Annotated in this window: 13 protein-coding genes; 7 read left to right on the top strand and 6 right to left on the bottom strand. The window is 69.9% G+C overall.

Translation table 11 applies throughout. The features are described from left to right. Genes ACZ6SA_RS32010 through ACZ6SA_RS32000 form a run of 3 tightly spaced genes read left to right on the top strand, consistent with a single transcriptional unit; the run spans position 1 to position 2,888 of the window. The gene (locus tag ACZ6SA_RS32010; RefSeq protein WP_443153826.1) at positions 1 to 807 is read left to right on the top strand and encodes a carbohydrate ABC transporter permease; all 807 of its coding nucleotides are present in this window, start codon (positions 1 to 3) and stop codon (positions 805 to 807) included. Positions 808 to 809: 2 nt separating this feature from the next. After that, positions 810 to 1,085, top strand: a complete 276-nt coding sequence (locus tag ACZ6SA_RS32005) for a DUF2160 domain-containing protein (protein WP_220446759.1) — start codon at positions 810 to 812, stop codon at positions 1,083 to 1,085. A gap of 18 nt (positions 1,086 to 1,103) precedes the next feature. Next, positions 1,104 to 2,888: an ABC transporter substrate-binding protein gene (locus tag ACZ6SA_RS32000; protein ID WP_465832378.1), complete on the top strand. Its 1,785-nt coding sequence runs from the start codon at positions 1,104 to 1,106 to the stop codon at positions 2,886 to 2,888. Between the two features lie 55 nt (positions 2,889 to 2,943). On the opposite strand, the gene ACZ6SA_RS31995 is transcribed toward ACZ6SA_RS32000, so the two are convergent. The 6 genes from ACZ6SA_RS31995 to ACZ6SA_RS31970 form a co-directional block, all read right to left on the bottom strand. Next, entirely contained in the window at positions 2,944 to 3,984 is a 1,041-nt protein-coding gene (locus tag ACZ6SA_RS31995; RefSeq protein ID WP_465832376.1) for an alpha/beta hydrolase family protein, read from the bottom strand. Then, a complete protein-coding gene (locus ACZ6SA_RS31990) occupies positions 3,974 to 5,254 on the bottom strand; it encodes a Gfo/Idh/MocA family protein (protein WP_347643680.1) in 1,281 nt (426 codons plus the stop codon). Before ACZ6SA_RS31990 ends, ACZ6SA_RS31995 begins: the two co-directional genes overlap by 11 nt. Positions 5,255 to 5,276: 22 nt before the next feature. Continuing rightward, a complete protein-coding gene (locus tag ACZ6SA_RS31985) occupies positions 5,277 to 6,560 on the bottom strand; it encodes an ABC transporter substrate-binding protein (RefSeq protein ID WP_347643679.1) in 1,284 nt (427 codons plus the stop codon). A gap of 44 nt (positions 6,561 to 6,604) precedes the next feature. Beyond that, positions 6,605 to 7,471: a carbohydrate ABC transporter permease gene (locus tag ACZ6SA_RS31980; protein WP_347643678.1), complete on the bottom strand. Its 867-nt coding sequence runs from the start codon at positions 7,469 to 7,471 to the stop codon at positions 6,605 to 6,607. Further along, a complete protein-coding gene (locus ACZ6SA_RS31975) occupies positions 7,455 to 8,417 on the bottom strand; it encodes a carbohydrate ABC transporter permease (RefSeq protein ID WP_347643677.1) in 963 nt (320 codons plus the stop codon). The genes ACZ6SA_RS31980 and ACZ6SA_RS31975 overlap by 17 nt, the downstream gene beginning before the upstream one ends. A 213-nt stretch (positions 8,418 to 8,630) precedes the next feature. Then, complete coding sequence (locus ACZ6SA_RS31970) at positions 8,631 to 9,584, bottom strand: LacI family DNA-binding transcriptional regulator (protein ID WP_347643676.1); 954 nt, start codon at positions 9,582 to 9,584, stop codon at positions 8,631 to 8,633. A gap of 192 nt (positions 9,585 to 9,776) precedes the next feature. On the opposite strand from ACZ6SA_RS31970, the gene ACZ6SA_RS31965 reads away from it, so the two are divergent. Genes ACZ6SA_RS31965 through ACZ6SA_RS31950 form a run of 4 tightly spaced genes read left to right on the top strand, consistent with a single transcriptional unit; the run spans position 9,777 to position 14,507 of the window. Beyond that, entirely contained in the window at positions 9,777 to 10,664 is an 888-nt protein-coding gene (locus tag ACZ6SA_RS31965; protein ID WP_465832372.1) for an NAD-dependent epimerase/dehydratase family protein, read from the top strand. Continuing rightward, the gene (locus ACZ6SA_RS31960) at positions 10,664 to 11,536 is read left to right on the top strand and encodes a 5-dehydro-4-deoxyglucarate dehydratase (protein ID WP_465832370.1); all 873 of its coding nucleotides are present in this window, start codon (positions 10,664 to 10,666) and stop codon (positions 11,534 to 11,536) included. Before ACZ6SA_RS31965 ends, ACZ6SA_RS31960 begins: the two co-directional genes overlap by 1 nt. Beyond that, complete coding sequence (locus ACZ6SA_RS31955; RefSeq protein WP_347643673.1) at positions 11,533 to 12,585, top strand: mandelate racemase/muconate lactonizing enzyme family protein; 1,053 nt, start codon at positions 11,533 to 11,535, stop codon at positions 12,583 to 12,585. Before ACZ6SA_RS31960 ends, ACZ6SA_RS31955 begins: the two co-directional genes overlap by 4 nt. Next, positions 12,585 to 14,507: a DUF6807 family protein gene (locus tag ACZ6SA_RS31950; RefSeq protein WP_465832368.1), complete on the top strand. Its 1,923-nt coding sequence runs from the start codon at positions 12,585 to 12,587 to the stop codon at positions 14,505 to 14,507. The genes ACZ6SA_RS31955 and ACZ6SA_RS31950 overlap by 1 nt, the downstream gene beginning before the upstream one ends. Positions 14,508 to 14,533: the final 26 nt, after the last annotated feature.

Here is a 14,533-nt window from a genome sequence, read left to right as displayed (position 1 = left end):
ATGAGACGGCTCCCGTGGGCGCGCACGGTCTTCTGGCTCTACGTGGCCACGCTCATGTTGCCGATCCTGTGGATGTTCGGCATGTCGATCCGGCCGAACGAGGACATCCTCGGCAGTTTCTCGCTCATCCCCGAACGGGTGACGTTCGACAACTACGCCACGTTCTTCGGGGAGACGTCGTGGTATTCGAGCTACCTCAACTCCATCATCTACACCTCGCTCAACGCCGTGATGTCGCTCATCGTGGCGTTGCCCGCGGCCTATGCCTTCTCGCGTTTCCGGTTCGCCGGTGACAAACATCTGTTCTTCTGGCTGCTCACGAACCGGATGGCGCCGCCGGCGGTGTTCCTGCTCCCGTTCTTCCAGATCTACCAGAGCGTCGGCCTCTTCGACACGCACCTCGGCGTGGCCATCGCTCACATGCTCTTCAACGTGCCGCTCGCCGTCTGGATTCTCGAGGGTTTCATGTCGGGAATTCCCCGGGAGATCGACGAGACCGCCGCGATCGACGGCTATTCGCTGCCGCGCTTCTTCGTCCGGATATTCCTGCCGATGATCCGCTCGGCCATCGGCGTCACCGCGTTCTTCTGCTTCATGTTCAGCTGGGTCGAACTCCTGATCGCCAGGACCATCACCTCGGTGAACGCCAAGCCCATCGCCGCGACGATGACGCGGACGGTGAGCGCGGCGGGCGTCGACTGGGGCCTGCTGGCGACCGCTGGAGTGCTGACGATCGTGCCGGGCGCGATCGTCATCTGGTTCGTCCGCAACTACATCGCCAAGGGCTTCGCCATGGGGAGGGTGTAGCCGTGCTCGACTGGATGGTCTGGACCGTCCCCACGGCCCTGGTCTTCGCCGGCCTCGCCGTGCTGCTGATCGCCATGACGGTCTGGGGCCGCATCTCGCCTCCCGTGGCCAGGCGGGGCTTCCTGCGCATCGAGACCGATCGCGGCGACCGGCTCTACATCGGCCTGATCAGCGCCGCCGTCGTGCTGGCGGGCTGGATCGCAATCACCGACCTGTCCATGTGGCTCGCGCTCGGCTGCGCGCTGCTCGTGGCGGTCGCGATCGGCATATGGGGCTAACGGAAAGGGAGTCAGACGATGAGGCGACGGACGACGAGGTCCGCGACCATGGGAGCGGCGGCGCTCATCCTGGTGGTGGCCGGCTGCACGCAGGGCGCGGACAAGCCCACGAGCGACTTCAAGGAGGCCGACGGCCGGGCCGCCGCCCAGCGGTGGGTGTCGGACGAGTTCACTCCGAGCACGCTGAGCAAGGACGAGCAGCTCGCCGAGATGGAGTGGTTCATGAAGGCCGCGGCCCCGTACCGGGGCATGCAGATCAACGTGGTCTCCGAGACGATCACCACGCACGAGTACGAGTCGCGCCAGCTCGCCAAGGCGTTCACCGAGATCACCGGGATCAAGATCAAGCACGATCTGATCCAGGAGGGTGACGTCATCGAGAAGCTGCAGACCCAGATCCAGGGCGACCAGAACATCTACGACGCCTACGTCAACGACTCCGACCTCATCGGCACCCACTCGCGCGGCGACTACGTGCTCCCGCTGTCGGACTACATGGCCGGCGAGGGCAAGAACGTCACCTCGCCCACGCTCGACCTCGACGACTTCATCGGCATCAGCTTCACGACCGGCCCGGACAAGAAGATCTACCAGCTGCCCGACCAGCAGTTCGCCAACCTCTACTGGTTCCGCTACGACTGGTTCACCGACCCCGACATCAAGAAGCAGTTCAAGGACGCCTACGGCTACGACCTCGGCGTTCCGGTCAACTGGGCGGCCTACGAGGACATCGCCGACTTCTTCACCAACAAGGTCAACGGCGACGGCACCATCGACGGCAAGAAGGTCTACGGCCACATGGACTACGGCCGCAAGGACCCGTCGCTGGGCTGGCGCTTCACCGACTCGTGGTTGTCGATGGCGGGCAACGGCGACCCCGGCATCCCCAACGGCCTGCCGGTGGACGACTGGGGCATCAGGGTCGAGAACTGCCGCCCGGTCGGCTCGTCCGTCACGCGCGGCGGCGACACCAACGGGCCCGCGGCGGTCTACTCGCTCACCAAGTACGTCGACTGGCTCAAGAAGTACGCCCCCAAGGAAGCGGCGGGCATGAACTTCAGCGAGGCGGGCCCGGTCCCCGCCCAGGGCCACATCGCCCAGCAGATCTTCTGGTACACCTCGTTCACCGCCGACATGACCAAGCCCGGGCTGTCCGTGGTCAACGAGGACGGCACGCCCAGGTGGCGCATCGCGCCGAGCCCGCACGGGGCGTACTGGAAGGAGGGCAACAAGCTCGGCTACCAGGACGCGGGCTCGTGGACGCTGCTGAAGAGCACGCCGGAGGAGCGCAGGGCCGCCGCCTGGCTGTACGCGCAGTTCGTCACGTCGAAGACCGTGTCGCTGAAGAAGTCGATCGTCGGGCTGACGTTCATCCGCGACTCCGACATCAGGAGCGACTACTTCGCCGAGAACTCCAAGAAGTACGGCGGGCTCATCGAGTTCTACGGCTCGCCGGCCCGCAAGCAGTGGACCCCGACCGGCACCAACGTGCCCGACTACCCCAAACTGGCCCAGCTGTGGTGGCAGAACGTGGCCACGGCCGTGACCGGCGAGACCACACCGCAGCAGTCGATGGACAACCTGGCCAAGCAGCAGGACGACATCCTGTCCCGGCTGGAGCGGCTCTCGCGCGAGCGGGAGGGCTACGGCGGCCAGTGCGCGCCGAAGCTCAACCCCGAGCGTGACGCCCAGTACTGGTACGACCAGCCCGGCGCCCCCGCGCCGAAGCTGACCGACGAGCGCGGCAAGCCCGAGACGCTCGACTACGACAAGCTCATCGCCACCTGGAAGAAGTCCGACTAGCACCGCACGTGGCAGGAGCGCCGCCGCCCGTGGCAGGCCGGGCGGCGGCCGTCCGTCAGCCCGCCAACCGGCGGGCCAGCCAGTCGAAGGCCCGCTCCTGCATGGGCACGTCGAAGCTGTGCGGCACGTCGGCGAACACCGCCTCGTACGCTTCCTGGGCGTCGCGGTAACGTTCGCCGATCGTGGCGTGGGCGCGCCGCATCCCCGGCTCGGGGAACAGGTCGTCGCGCAGGGCGTACTGGACCATGAGGGGTCCGGGTGCGCGGGCGGCCACCAGGTCGGGCCAGTCGCCCAGGCGGGGCAGGCCCGGCGGGTAGAACATCCAGGTGTGCCTGGCGACGTGCCCGCCGAGCATGTCGCGGTAGGAGGACATCATCGCGGCGACGACGACCGCCCGCACCTGCGGGTCGAAGGCGCCGAGCAGCCCGGCGCGCAGCCCGCCGCCCGACAGTCCCGCGCACCCGACCGGCCCTACGTCCGGCCGGGAACGCAGGTACGCCGCCGCGGCCAGGTCCTCGCCCGCGACCACGCCCGCGAACGACGTGCCGAGCATCGCGCAGTGTTTGGCCACGACGTGCTCGTGCGCGACGGCGGCCCGGTCGTAGCGGTCGGCCTCGCTCTCCGGGCCGTCCCCGGTCTCCAGCGGGAAGCGGCGGCTGCCCCAGACGAACACGTCGTGCGCGAGCACCGCGAAGCCCCGGCGGGCCAGCTCGTTGGCGAACGCGCGCCCGCCGTACAGGTCCTGCCGCACCCTGCTCACCTCGGGCGACGGCCCTTCGGGACCGTCGGCGATCTTCTCCTTGCCGGCCCATTTCATCCCGGCGTGGCAGTGCAGCGCCACCACCCCGGGCAGCGGCCCGTCCGCGTCGCGCGGGCGCAGCAGGAACGCGCGGGTGCGCGGCCCGAACCCCACCGACCAGGACAGTTCCTCGCCCGCCAGGTCGCCGTCGGTCCACGTGCGCTCGACCCGCACGTCGCGGGCGGCCAGGTCGAGCACCCCCATCGCCGCACGGGCCGCCGCGCGCAGCTCGGGCCCCCCGAGCACGGGGTAGAGCCCGCGCTGCGCCGCGGCGATCTCCGCCAGCTCAGCGAACACGCGTGCCGTCGTCCTCCAGGACCACGGGGGCCCCGGTGCGGGCGGACATGGTGGCCGCGACGCCCGTCAGCACGCTGCGGATGCCGTCGCGGTAGCCGGCCTGCCTGGCCAGCGGGTCGTCGCCGGGGCCACGGAAGACGTCGTCGAGCAGGAGACGGTCACCACCGCCGTGCCCGCCGGCCCCGGTCTCGATCGGCACCTCCTCAGGCCGGCTCCAGTGGCGGCGCAGCGTGAGCCGCTCCCACGCCCCCGACGCGTGCTCCTTGGAGGCGGCGCTCGGGTCGATGGCGGCGTGCGGCGGCGTCCACTCCCGCTCGACGACGTCCAGCTCCAGCCGCCCCTCCGTGCCGTTGAAGGCCACGCGGTAGCCCTCCCAGGGTGCGTGGGCGTGCAGCGAGTACGTCATGATCGCGCGGTTGGTGTAGCGCACCAGCACGGACATGTTGTCGTCGATGGTGACGCCCTCGCCGAAGACGTCCTGGTCGCGGACGTAGCCGTCCTCGTGCTCGGCCTCGAGGTAGAGGCGCTTGAGGCGCGGGTCGGCGGAGATGTCCAGGATGAACGGGTCGCTGCCGAGGCCGGGCGCGCCCTGCCCGCGTTCGGGACGCGGGTCGAGCCCGCGCTTCCTGGCGTTCTCGGCGCCGTAGAAGCGCAGGTCGGTCTGCGCGAAGACGAGCGCCGGGGCCGCCCCCAGCCACCAGTTGACCAGGTCGAAGTGGTGGGTGGACTTGTGCACGAGCAGGCCGCCCGAGCTGTCCCTGTCGCGGTGCCAGCGGCGGAAGTAGTCGGCACCGTGGATGGTGTCGAGCGTCCACTCGAAGTGCACCGAGGTCACCTCGCCGATCGCGCCGTCCATGAGGATGCGGCGCACGGCGGAGTTGCGCGGCGAGTAGCGGTAGTTGAAGGTGACGATCAGCTTGCCGCTGCTGCGCTCGGCCGACGCCGCGATGGCCGCGCAACCCTCGGCGTCGACGGTGAGCGGCTTCTCGACCACGACGTCCTTGCCGGCGTCGAGCGCCGCGCACACGTAGCGGGCGTGCGCGGCGTCGACCGTGGTGACGATGACCGCGTCGGCGAGCTCGAGCACCTTGTCGAACTCGGCGGGCGTGAAACGCGGCACCTGGGCACCGATCCGCTCGGCGTAGTAGTCCATGCGCGTGCGGTTGGTGTCGCACAGGGCGACGATGGTGCCGGCGTCGCGCCACTCCCCGAGCAGCGCGTCGACGTACATCTGCGCGCGGTGCCCGAGCCCGACGAACGCGTACTTCATGTCTCTCCTCTGGTGCGAAGGATCAGCCCGCGATCGAGGCGTTGGCCTCGGTCAGGAACTTCTGTGCGGCGTCGTCGGGGGTCATCCTGCCGAAGAGGACCTCCTCCGAATACCGCGTCAGGATGTCTTCCATGGCGCTGGCGCCCTTGGGCGGCGCGGCCGGCGGGTCCGACAGCTCGCTCCTGACCTCGTCGATGAAGTCCAGCGTCTTGATGTCGGTGTCCGGCAGCTTGTCCTTGACCGCCGCCAGGACCTTGGAGCTGGCCGGCAGGCCGCGGTCGCTCAGGATGATCTCGCCCGCCTCGGGGTCGTTGATCATGAAGTCGATGAACTTGGCGGCCTCGGCCGGGTGCTCGGTCTTCGACGAGGCGGTGTAGAGCATCGCCGGCTGCAGGAACATGCCACCGGTGGTGGCGCCCTCTGCCTTCGGCATCCGCAGCAGGCTGACGTCCTGGCCCGAGGCCTTGTTGATGGCGCCGAGCTGGTTGCTCCACCACATGCCCATCGCGCCGGTGTTGGTGCCGAGCAGCGACTGGTCCACGCTCTGGGCGCCGATCTCGACGCTCTTGGCGGCGTCGGGGGTGCCCTTGGACTTGATCAGGCTCTGCATGTTGGCCCACCACGCCTTGAGCGTGTCGGGCGAGATGCCGAGCTTGTTGCCCTGGTAGAACTCCTCGCCGCGCTGGGCGGCGAAGATCTGCAGGTAGCCGGGGTTGAAGCTCTGCTGCGTGCCGAAGACCTTGCCGCCGCTCTCGGCGGTGATCTTCGTCGCCAGGTCGACGTAGTCCTTCCAGGTCCACGTGGTGTCGTCGGGCAGCTTCTGCCCGTTCTTCTCGACCAGGTCCGGGTTGACGACCAGGCTGAAGGCGTTGACGCCGGTGGGGATGGCGTACTGCTTGCCGTCGAGGCTGCCGGTGGCCAGCACCTTGGCGTCGATGTCGGCGGTGTTGACCTTGCCGGCGAGGTCGGCCAGCGCGCCGCGCTCGGCATATTCGCGCAGGCCGCGGATCTCGATGGTGATGACGTCCGGCGCGTCGTTGCCCGCGACCTTGGTGGCCAGCGTCTCGTAGTAGCTGCCGAAGTCGGAGAACTCGCCCTCGATGTCGATGTTCGGGTTCTTCGCCTCGAACTTCTTGATCGCCTCTTCGGTCATCTTCTGCCGCGCGTCGCTGCCCCAGTAGGAGAAGCGCACCTTGACCTTGCCGTCGGCGCTCTCGCCGCCGCTGTCACTGCCGCAGGCCGCGGTGACCGCCAGCACGGCGGTGGCGAGCAGGGCCGCAGACCACATCTTCTTGCCAGAGCTCACGGCTCTACCTCCTAGGGGGTCTTCTGTGTTGGGGGGTGGAGGAGCTACTTCAGTCCCGTGGTGGCGACACCACGGATCAGGTACTTCTGCCCGGCCAGGAAGAAACCGAAGATCGGGCCGAGCGCGATGATCGACATGGCGAACATAGGGCCCCACGACGACTCTCCACTAGAGTCCAGGAACGTCCGCAACGCGACCGGGACGGTGAAGTTGTCCGGGTTGTTGAGATAGAGCAGCTGGCTGAGGAAGTCGTTCCACGTCCAGATGAACGTGAAGATCGCGGTGGTGGCCAGGGCGGGCAGCGAGAGCGGCATGACGACCCTGATGAAGATGCGCCAGTAGCCCGCGCCGTCGATCTCGGCCGCCTCGTCCAGCTCCCTCGGCAGGGTGCGGATGAACTGCACCATGAGGAAGATGAAGAACGCGTCGGTGGCCAGCACCTTCGGCATGACCAGCGGCCAGATCGTGTTGATCAGGTCCAGCTCGGAGAACATGATGTACTGCGGCACGATCACCACGTGGTGCGGCAACATGATCGTGCCCAGCATGATCGTGAACCAGAGTTTCTTCAGCGGGAAGTTCAGCCGCGCGAAGGCGTAGGCGGCCAGCGAGCAGGCCACCAGGTTCGCCACCACCGACAGCGCGGTGATGACCGCGGAGTTCCACAGGTAGTAGCCGAAGGGGTGCTTCAGCGCGGTCCAGCCCTCGGTGTAGTTCTCCAGCGTGACCTCGTTCGGCAGCAGGCCGGGCTGCCGGAAGATGAGCTCCTCCGGCTTGAGCGAGCTGGAGACCATCCAGAGCAGCGGATAGAGCATGATCACGCCGAAGCCGATCAGCAGGAGGTGCTTGACCACCCGTCCGCCCTTGAGCGGGCGGAACAGAACCGGAAGCGGCCTACTTGGTGTCGCCATAGAAGACCCAATACTTGGAAGCGAGGAAGTTCACCCCGGTCAGCCCGGCGATGATGAGCAGCAGGACCCACGCCATCGCGGCCGCGTAGCCCATGTCGTAGTCCCTGAATCCGTTCAGGTAGAGGTAGAGCGTGTAGAACAGCGTCGAGTCGGCGGGGCCGCCGGTGCCGTTGCTCACGATGAACGACTGCGTGAACGACTGGAACGACTTGATGATCTCGAGCACCAGGTTGAAGAAGATGATCGGCGTCAGCAGCGGCAGCGTGATCGCCCTGAACTGCCGCAGCGGGCCGGCGCCGTCGACGGCGGCGGCCTCGTAATAGCTGCTGGGGATCTGGCGCAGCCCGGCCAGGAAGATGATCATTGGAGCGCCGAACGTCCACACGTGCAGGATGATCAGCGTGCCGAGAGCGTAGTCGGGGTGGCCGACCCAGCCGGGGCCCTGGATGCCGAATGCCCCGAGCAGCGCGTTGACCAGGCCGTCGGCGCCGAAGACCTTGCGCCAGAGGATCGCGATCGCGACGCTGCCGCCGAGCAGCGAGGGCAGGTAGAAGATCGAGCGGTAGATCGCCAGGCCGCGCAGCCCTCGGTCGAGCACCAGGGCCAGCGCGAGTGCGAAGGCGAGTTGCAGCGGCACCGAGACGACCACGTAGATCGTGGTGACCTTCAGCGAGGAGATGTACCTCGGGTCCTCGGTGAACATCTTGACGTAGTTGTCGAAGCCGATCCACTTGGCCTCCTCCAGGAGGCTGTAGTCGGTGAACGACAGGTAGAGCGAGGCGAGGATCGGGCCGATCGTGATGACGAGCAGGCCGGCGAACCAGGGGGCCAGGAAGAGATAGGCGGCCCGCGCCTCGCGACGGGAGCGTTTCGTGGAGCGGTGTCCGCCACCACGCGCGGGTCCGGTCACCGCCTCCCGGGGCCTCACCGCCACCGAGTCAGCCATGACGGAACTCACTCCTCATCAAGAACCCTCCGGCGAGATTGGTACTGGATAGCGCTTTCCTATAGCTGGCGGGAAAGGAGCGTCAACCCTTTGCAGCCGTTACCTAGCCGTTACCGATATATCGTTGACGTGTTTGCCCTGCTCAGCGAGTTGGCCTCAACAGAAGTCAGATGAATTTGGCCCTCGTTTAGTACAACCGTTTGCAGCCCTCCGCTAACGCGGAGCAGCCGTGGAGTCCCTCACGACCAGCCGGGTCTCCAACGAGGTGGTGGCGCTCACCTCCTGGATGAGCAGATCGACCGCGAGCCGCCCCGCCGCGGCGGTGGGCATGGCGACCGTGGTGAGTTTGGGACGGTTGAGCCGTCCGGGCACGATATCGTCGATCCCCACGACGCTCACGTCCGCGGGCACGCTCAGCCCCAGATCGGCGAGGCCCTCGATGAGCCCGATCGCGACCAGGTCGTTGTAGGCCAGCACGCCCGTCACCCCGGCGTCGCGCACCCGGCCCGCGGCGGCGAAGCCGCCCCGCTCGGTGGGCGCGTTGGGGCCGATGACGGCGAGCTCCACGCCCGGCACCTGCTCGGCGGCGGCGCGGATCTCCGCGCTCGTCCACGAGCCGGCGGGACCGGACACCAGCGCCACCCGGCGGTGCCCGAGCCCGGACAGATGCTCGACGGCCAGCCTGGCGCCGTGGCCGACGTCCATCAGCACGGTGGCGGCCCCCCGCAGCCGCCGGTTGATCACCACGAACGGCACCCGCTCGGCCAGCCGTTCCAGCGCCTTGTTGGACGAGCGCGGACTGCACAACACCACGCCGTCCACCTGCTTGGAGAAGGCCTGCACCAGCTCCTCCTCGGCGGCCGGCTCCTCGTCGGTGTCGGCCACGAACAGGTGGTAGTCGCGCTGCCTGGCAGCCGCGTGGGCGGCCTTGATCAGCGGCGGGAAGAACGGGTTGGCGATGTCGGCCACGATCAGGCCGAGATTGTGGGTGCGCCCGGTCGTGAGCGCCCTGGCCGCCCGGTTGGGCCGGTATCCGAGCTCCTCGGCCACCGTCAGCACCCTCGTGCGGGTGGCGGCGTTCACCATGTGCGGCGCGGAGAACGTCCGCGACACGGTCGATACATGCACGCCGGAGGCCCGGGCCACATCACGAATCGTCACAGTCACAATCGCACACCCTAACGCAACCGCTTGCAGAGGCCATGGGGCAGATGAAAGCGCTTGCTGTACTATCCCGCACCCTGAGCAACCAGAAAACCCCAGCTAGACAGCTGGCCATGAAATCACCTCTTGACGCCCTGGCCTTCCTGACACAAAGGTTTAGTGCAACTGTTTGCAGTCTTGAAGGAGCCCCTCACGGTGAGCAGAGTCCTCGTCACCGGAAGCGCAGGACGCCTCGGCCGCAGCGTGGTCACAACGCTCGCGAAGGCCGGGCACGAGGTCGTCGGCGTGGACCGCGCCCCAGGAACCCCAGGTGAGGCCGCCGCCACCTTACCCGCCGACCTCACCGACACGGGAGAGGCGTTCGAGACGATCGCCCGATTCCGGCCGGAGACGGTGATCCATCTGGCCGCGATCGCCACCCCCTTCAGCCGCCCGGAGTCGGTGATCTACAAGATCAACACCCAGCTGGCGTTCAACGTCTGCGAGGCGTCCGTGGCGCTCGGCGTGGCCGGCGTGGTCGTGGCCAGCAGCCCCACCGTGCTCGGGTACGGCGCCCCCGGCGGCTGGGCGCCGGCGTACCTGCCGATCGACGAGGAACACCCCGTGCGGCCGTGGAACGCCTACAACCTGTCCAAGGTGGCGGCCGAGCAGACGATGAGGGCCTTCGCCGTGGCCGGGACGACCAGGATGGCCGCGGTCCGGCCGTGCTTCGTCATCCCGCCCGAGGAGTGGGCGGGCGCGCCGACCCAGTCGGGGCACACCGTCAAGGAGCGGCTGGACCGGCCGGAGCTCGCCGGCGTCTCGCTGTTCAACTACATCGACTCCCGCGACGCCGCCGACATGATCGCCGTGCTCGCCCAGGCCCTGCCGGAGCTGCCGAACGGCGAGGTCTTCTTCGCCGGCGCCGCCGACGCGCTGGCCAGGAAGCCGCTGGCCGAGCTGCTCCCCCAGGTCGTGCCCGGCACCGAGCAGCTCGCGGCCGGGCTCACCGGCGCCTCCCCCGCCTTCTCGACCACCAAGGCAGAGCGCCTGCTCGGCTGGCAGCCGAAGCGGAGTTGGCGCACCGAACTCAAGGACATCTGATGAATCTCAGCGGTGTGCTGTTCTTCCCCGTGACCCCGTTCGACGCCGGCGGCGGGCTCGCCGAGGAGGTGCTGGCCGAGCACGTCTCCCAGCGCATGGAGCACGGCCCGGGCGCCGTCTTCGCCGCCTGCGGCACCGGCGAGTTCTCCGCCCTGTCGGAGTCCGAGCACGCCCGCGCGGTGCGGGTGGCGGCCGAGGCCGTGGGCGGCCGGGTGCCGGTGTTCGCGGGCGCGGGCGGCCCGCTCGGCGCGGCGCTGAGCCAGGCGCGGGCCGCCAGGGAGGCGGGCGCGGACGGGCTGCTGCTCATGCCGCCGTACCTGGCGCAGGGGCCGGGGCACGGCTACACCGCGTACGTGTCGGCGATCGCCGCCGAGCTGCCGGTGATCATCTACCAGCGCGGCACGGTCGTGCTGGAGCCCGACACCGTGGTCGAGCTGGCCGGGATCCCCGGGGTGATCGGGCTCAAGGACGGCCTGGGCGACATCGACAGGATGCAGCGCACCGTGCTGGCCGTGCGCGAGAGGTTCCCCGGGTTCCTGTTCTTCAACGGGCTGCCGACGGCCGAGCTGACCATGCCCGCCTACCGGGGCATCGGCGTCGAGCTCTACTCCAGCGCGGTGTTCGCGTTCGCGCCGGAGATCGCCACGGCCTACCTGAACGGCGACGAGCGGCTGCTGACGGAGTTCTACGCCCCCCTCGTACGGCTGCGCGGCAAGGTCCCCGGCTACCCGGTCTCGCTGGTCAAGGCCGGAGTCCGGCTGCGCGGCCTGGACGTGGGCGGCGTCCGACCGCCGCTGGTGGACGTCACCGCAGAGCATCTCGAGGAGCTGGAGGCGCTGATCAAGACCGGTCTCGACCTGGTGGCGTCATGACCGTCACCGAGCTGCGTACCGAGCTGCGCAGCGTCCCGCTGCCCCGTCCCTGGGGCGCGGACGTGCCGGCCAACCACGTGATCGTCACCCACGTCACGCTGGCGGACGGGCGCACCGGCAGCGGCTTCTCGTGGACGCCGCAGATCGGCGCGCACGCCGTCAAGGCGCTGCTCGACCACGACCTCCGGGAGGCGCTGATCGGCCTCGACCCGCACCCCGAGGTGGTGTGGGACCGGCTCTGGCGGCACCTGCGGGAGGCCGGCCCCGGCGGGATCACCACGGTCGCGCTGGCCGGCGTCGACCTGGCGCTGTGGGACCTGCGCTGCGGCGAGCGCGACCTGGCCGGCGTGCTCGGACGGCGGCGCGACGAGGTCCCGGTCTACGGCAGCGGCGTCAACCTGCACTACCCCCTGGAGGAGCTGGTCGCGCAGGCCCGCCGCTGGGTGGCGGCCGGCTACCGGGGCGTCAAGATCAAGGTGGGCCGCCCCGACCTGGCCGAGGACGTGGCGCGGGTGGCCGCCGTCCGCGAGGTGATCGGCCCCGACCGGCTGCTGATGATCGACGCCAACCAGCGGTGGGACCTGCATCGGGCGCGGCGGGCCCTCGCCGCGCTGCGCCCGTTCGACCTGCACTGGATCGAGGAGCCGCTGCCCGCCGACGACGTGGCCGCGCACGTGGAGCTGCGCCGCTCCACCGACGTGCCGGTCGCCGTCGGCGAGAACGTCTACACCGCGTACGGCTTCCGCGACCTGCTGGCGGCCGGCGCGTGCGACGTGGTCCAGCCGAACGTGGCGCGGGTCGGCGGCATCACGCCGTTCCTGCGCGTCGTGGAGCTGGCCAGGACGTACGACGTGCCGGTCTACCCGCACCTGCTGAGCGAGATGTCGGGGCAGCTCGCGCTGGCCCTGCCGCTGCCCGCCATGGTGGAGGACGTGGAGGACGCCTCGTTCGCCGCCCTCGGGCTGCTGGCGGAGCCGTACCCGGTGGAGATCTCCGGCGGCGCCCTCCGCGCGGGCGCGCACGCCGGGCTGGGGCTGAGGTGGTCGTGATGGCGCCGGCGAGAATCGTGCTGGCCGGAGCACACGGGCACGGCCGGCACCACCTGCGTCAGCTGCACCTGCTGTCCGACTCCGGCGTGGCCGAGCTGGCCGGGATCTGCGACGTGCGCCCGGTCGAGGTCGGCTTCGGCTCGCCCCTGCAGTCGTCCGACCTGCGCGAGCTGATCGCGAAGACCGGCGCGGAGATCACGATCATCTGCACGCCGATCCACACCCACGCCGACCTCGCGGTGGCCGCGCTGCACGCGGGCTCGCACGTGCTGCTGGAGAAGCCGCCCGCGGCGACACCCGAGGCGCACAGGAAGATCGCCGCCGCGGTCGCGGAGACGGGGCTGGCCTGCCAGGTCGGCTTCCAGTCACTCGGCTCCGCGGCGATCCCGGCGCTGCGCGAGCTGATCGCGAGCGGCGGCATCGGGCGGGTGCGCGGCATCGGCGGCGCGGGCGCCTGGGAGCGTCCCGCCTCCTACTTCACCCGCTCGGCATGGTCGGGCAGGCGCCGGCTGGACGGCGCCGACGTGGTGGACGGCGCGCTCACCAACCCGTTCGCGCACGCCGTGGCCACCGCCCTGGCCCTGGTGGACGGCCCGATCGCGGACATCGAGACCGAGCTCTACCGCGCCAACACGATCGAGTCGGACGACACGTCCTGCGTGCGGATCCGCCTCGACGACGGCCTCGTGCTCACCGTCGCGGTGTCGTTGTGCGCGCCGGAGCGGCACGAGCCGTATCTGGTGGTGCACGGCGACGCGGGCCGGGCCACGCTCGTCTACACGCAGGACAGCGTCAGGGTCGAGCTGCCGGACGGGTCGGTCACGACCACCGTGCACGACCGTACCGACCTGCTGGACAACCTGCTCGACCACGTGCGCACGGGGACCCCGCTGCTGGTCCCGCTGGCCCGTACGGAGAGGTTCACCCAGGTGCTGGACGCGGTGCGGCTGGCGCCCGAGCCGCAGCCGATCGCCGAGCGGCACCAGGAGGTCGAGCGGGACGGCGAGGGCGCGGTCGTGCGCCGGGTCCTGCCGGGCGTCGCCGGCCTCACCGCCCGCAGCGCCGAGCGGCTGGCGCTCTACTCCGAGCTGGACGTGCCGTGGACCCGGGTGGAGCTGCTGGCCGGCGACCGTCCGGTGGCCCGCTACGAGACGCGGCCCGACCTGCCGGTGACCGACTCCCCCCGCCCCTACCTGCACCGGGTGCGTACGCTGGGCGGCGTCGAGGTCACCGAGGTCAGGCCCGAGGACCACGTCCACCACCTCGGCGCCGGTGTGGCCATCGCCGACCTGGGCGGGGCGAACTTCTGGGGCGGCCGCACCTACGTCAGGGACAAGGGGCCCACCTGGCTCGACGACCACGGCGTCCAGCGGCACGTGGCGTTCTCGCGGCTCGACGACGGCGGTTTCGTCGAGCAACTGGAGTGGATCGGGCCCGGCGGCAGGCTGATGGCCCGCGAGGAGCGCGCGGTCACCGTACGGCCGCTCCAGGACGCCTGGGCCCTGGACTTCGCGTTCACGCTCACCAACCTCACCGGAGCCCCGCTGGAGATCAACAGCTCGGCCACCAAGGGCCGCGCGGGCGCGGGATACGGCGGCTTCTTCTGGCGCGCGCCCGGCGCCTCCACTGCCAGGACCACGGTGCCGGGGGACGAGCGGGCGGTGCACGGCAGCCGGGACCGCTGGGTCGCCATGTCCGGCACCGACCCGGACGGGCGGGACTGGACGCTGGTGTTCGCGCAGGACGGCGACGACCCCTGGTTCGTGCGCGTCGAGGAGTATCCGGGGGTGGGCCAGGCCCTGGCCTGGGACCGGCCGCTGATCGTCGAGGACACGCTGACCAGGCGGGTGGTCACGGCGGTGATCGACGGCCGGCTGGACGCCACCGCCGCCGGGTCCGTCGCGGGCGAACTGCTGCGATAGCGCGGGGGCCGCTGGAGTGTCGTCCG

This window comes from Nonomuraea sp. NPDC049378 (assembly GCF_055586745.1).
The sequence above is the reverse complement of the archived record's forward strand: the minus strand, read 5'-3'. Positions and strand labels throughout refer to the sequence as shown.

What these genes read in the sequence shown, in the direction of transcription:
- ACZ6SA_RS32010 (WP_443153826.1), top strand. Translation starts at nt 1, where the DNA reads ATGAGACGGCTCCCGTGGGCGCGCACGGTCTTCTGGCTCTACGTGGCC.
- ACZ6SA_RS32000 (WP_465832378.1), top strand. Translation starts at nt 1,104, where the DNA reads ATGAGGCGACGGACGACGAGGTCCGCGACCATGGGAGCGGCGGCGCTC.
- ACZ6SA_RS31990 (WP_347643680.1), bottom strand. Translation starts at nt 5,254, where the DNA reads ATGAAGTACGCGTTCGTCGGGCTCGGGCACCGCGCGCAGATGTACGTC.
- ACZ6SA_RS31980 (WP_347643678.1), bottom strand. Translation starts at nt 7,471, where the DNA reads ATGGCGACACCAAGTAGGCCGCTTCCGGTTCTGTTCCGCCCGCTCAAG.
- ACZ6SA_RS31975 (WP_347643677.1), bottom strand. Translation starts at nt 8,417, where the DNA reads ATGGCTGACTCGGTGGCGGTGAGGCCCCGGGAGGCGGTGACCGGACCC.
- ACZ6SA_RS31960 (WP_465832370.1), top strand. Translation starts at nt 10,664, where the DNA reads ATGAATCTCAGCGGTGTGCTGTTCTTCCCCGTGACCCCGTTCGACGCC.
- ACZ6SA_RS31955 (WP_347643673.1), top strand. Translation starts at nt 11,533, where the DNA reads ATGACCGTCACCGAGCTGCGTACCGAGCTGCGCAGCGTCCCGCTGCCC.
- ACZ6SA_RS31950 (WP_465832368.1), top strand. Translation starts at nt 12,585, where the DNA reads ATGGCGCCGGCGAGAATCGTGCTGGCCGGAGCACACGGGCACGGCCGG.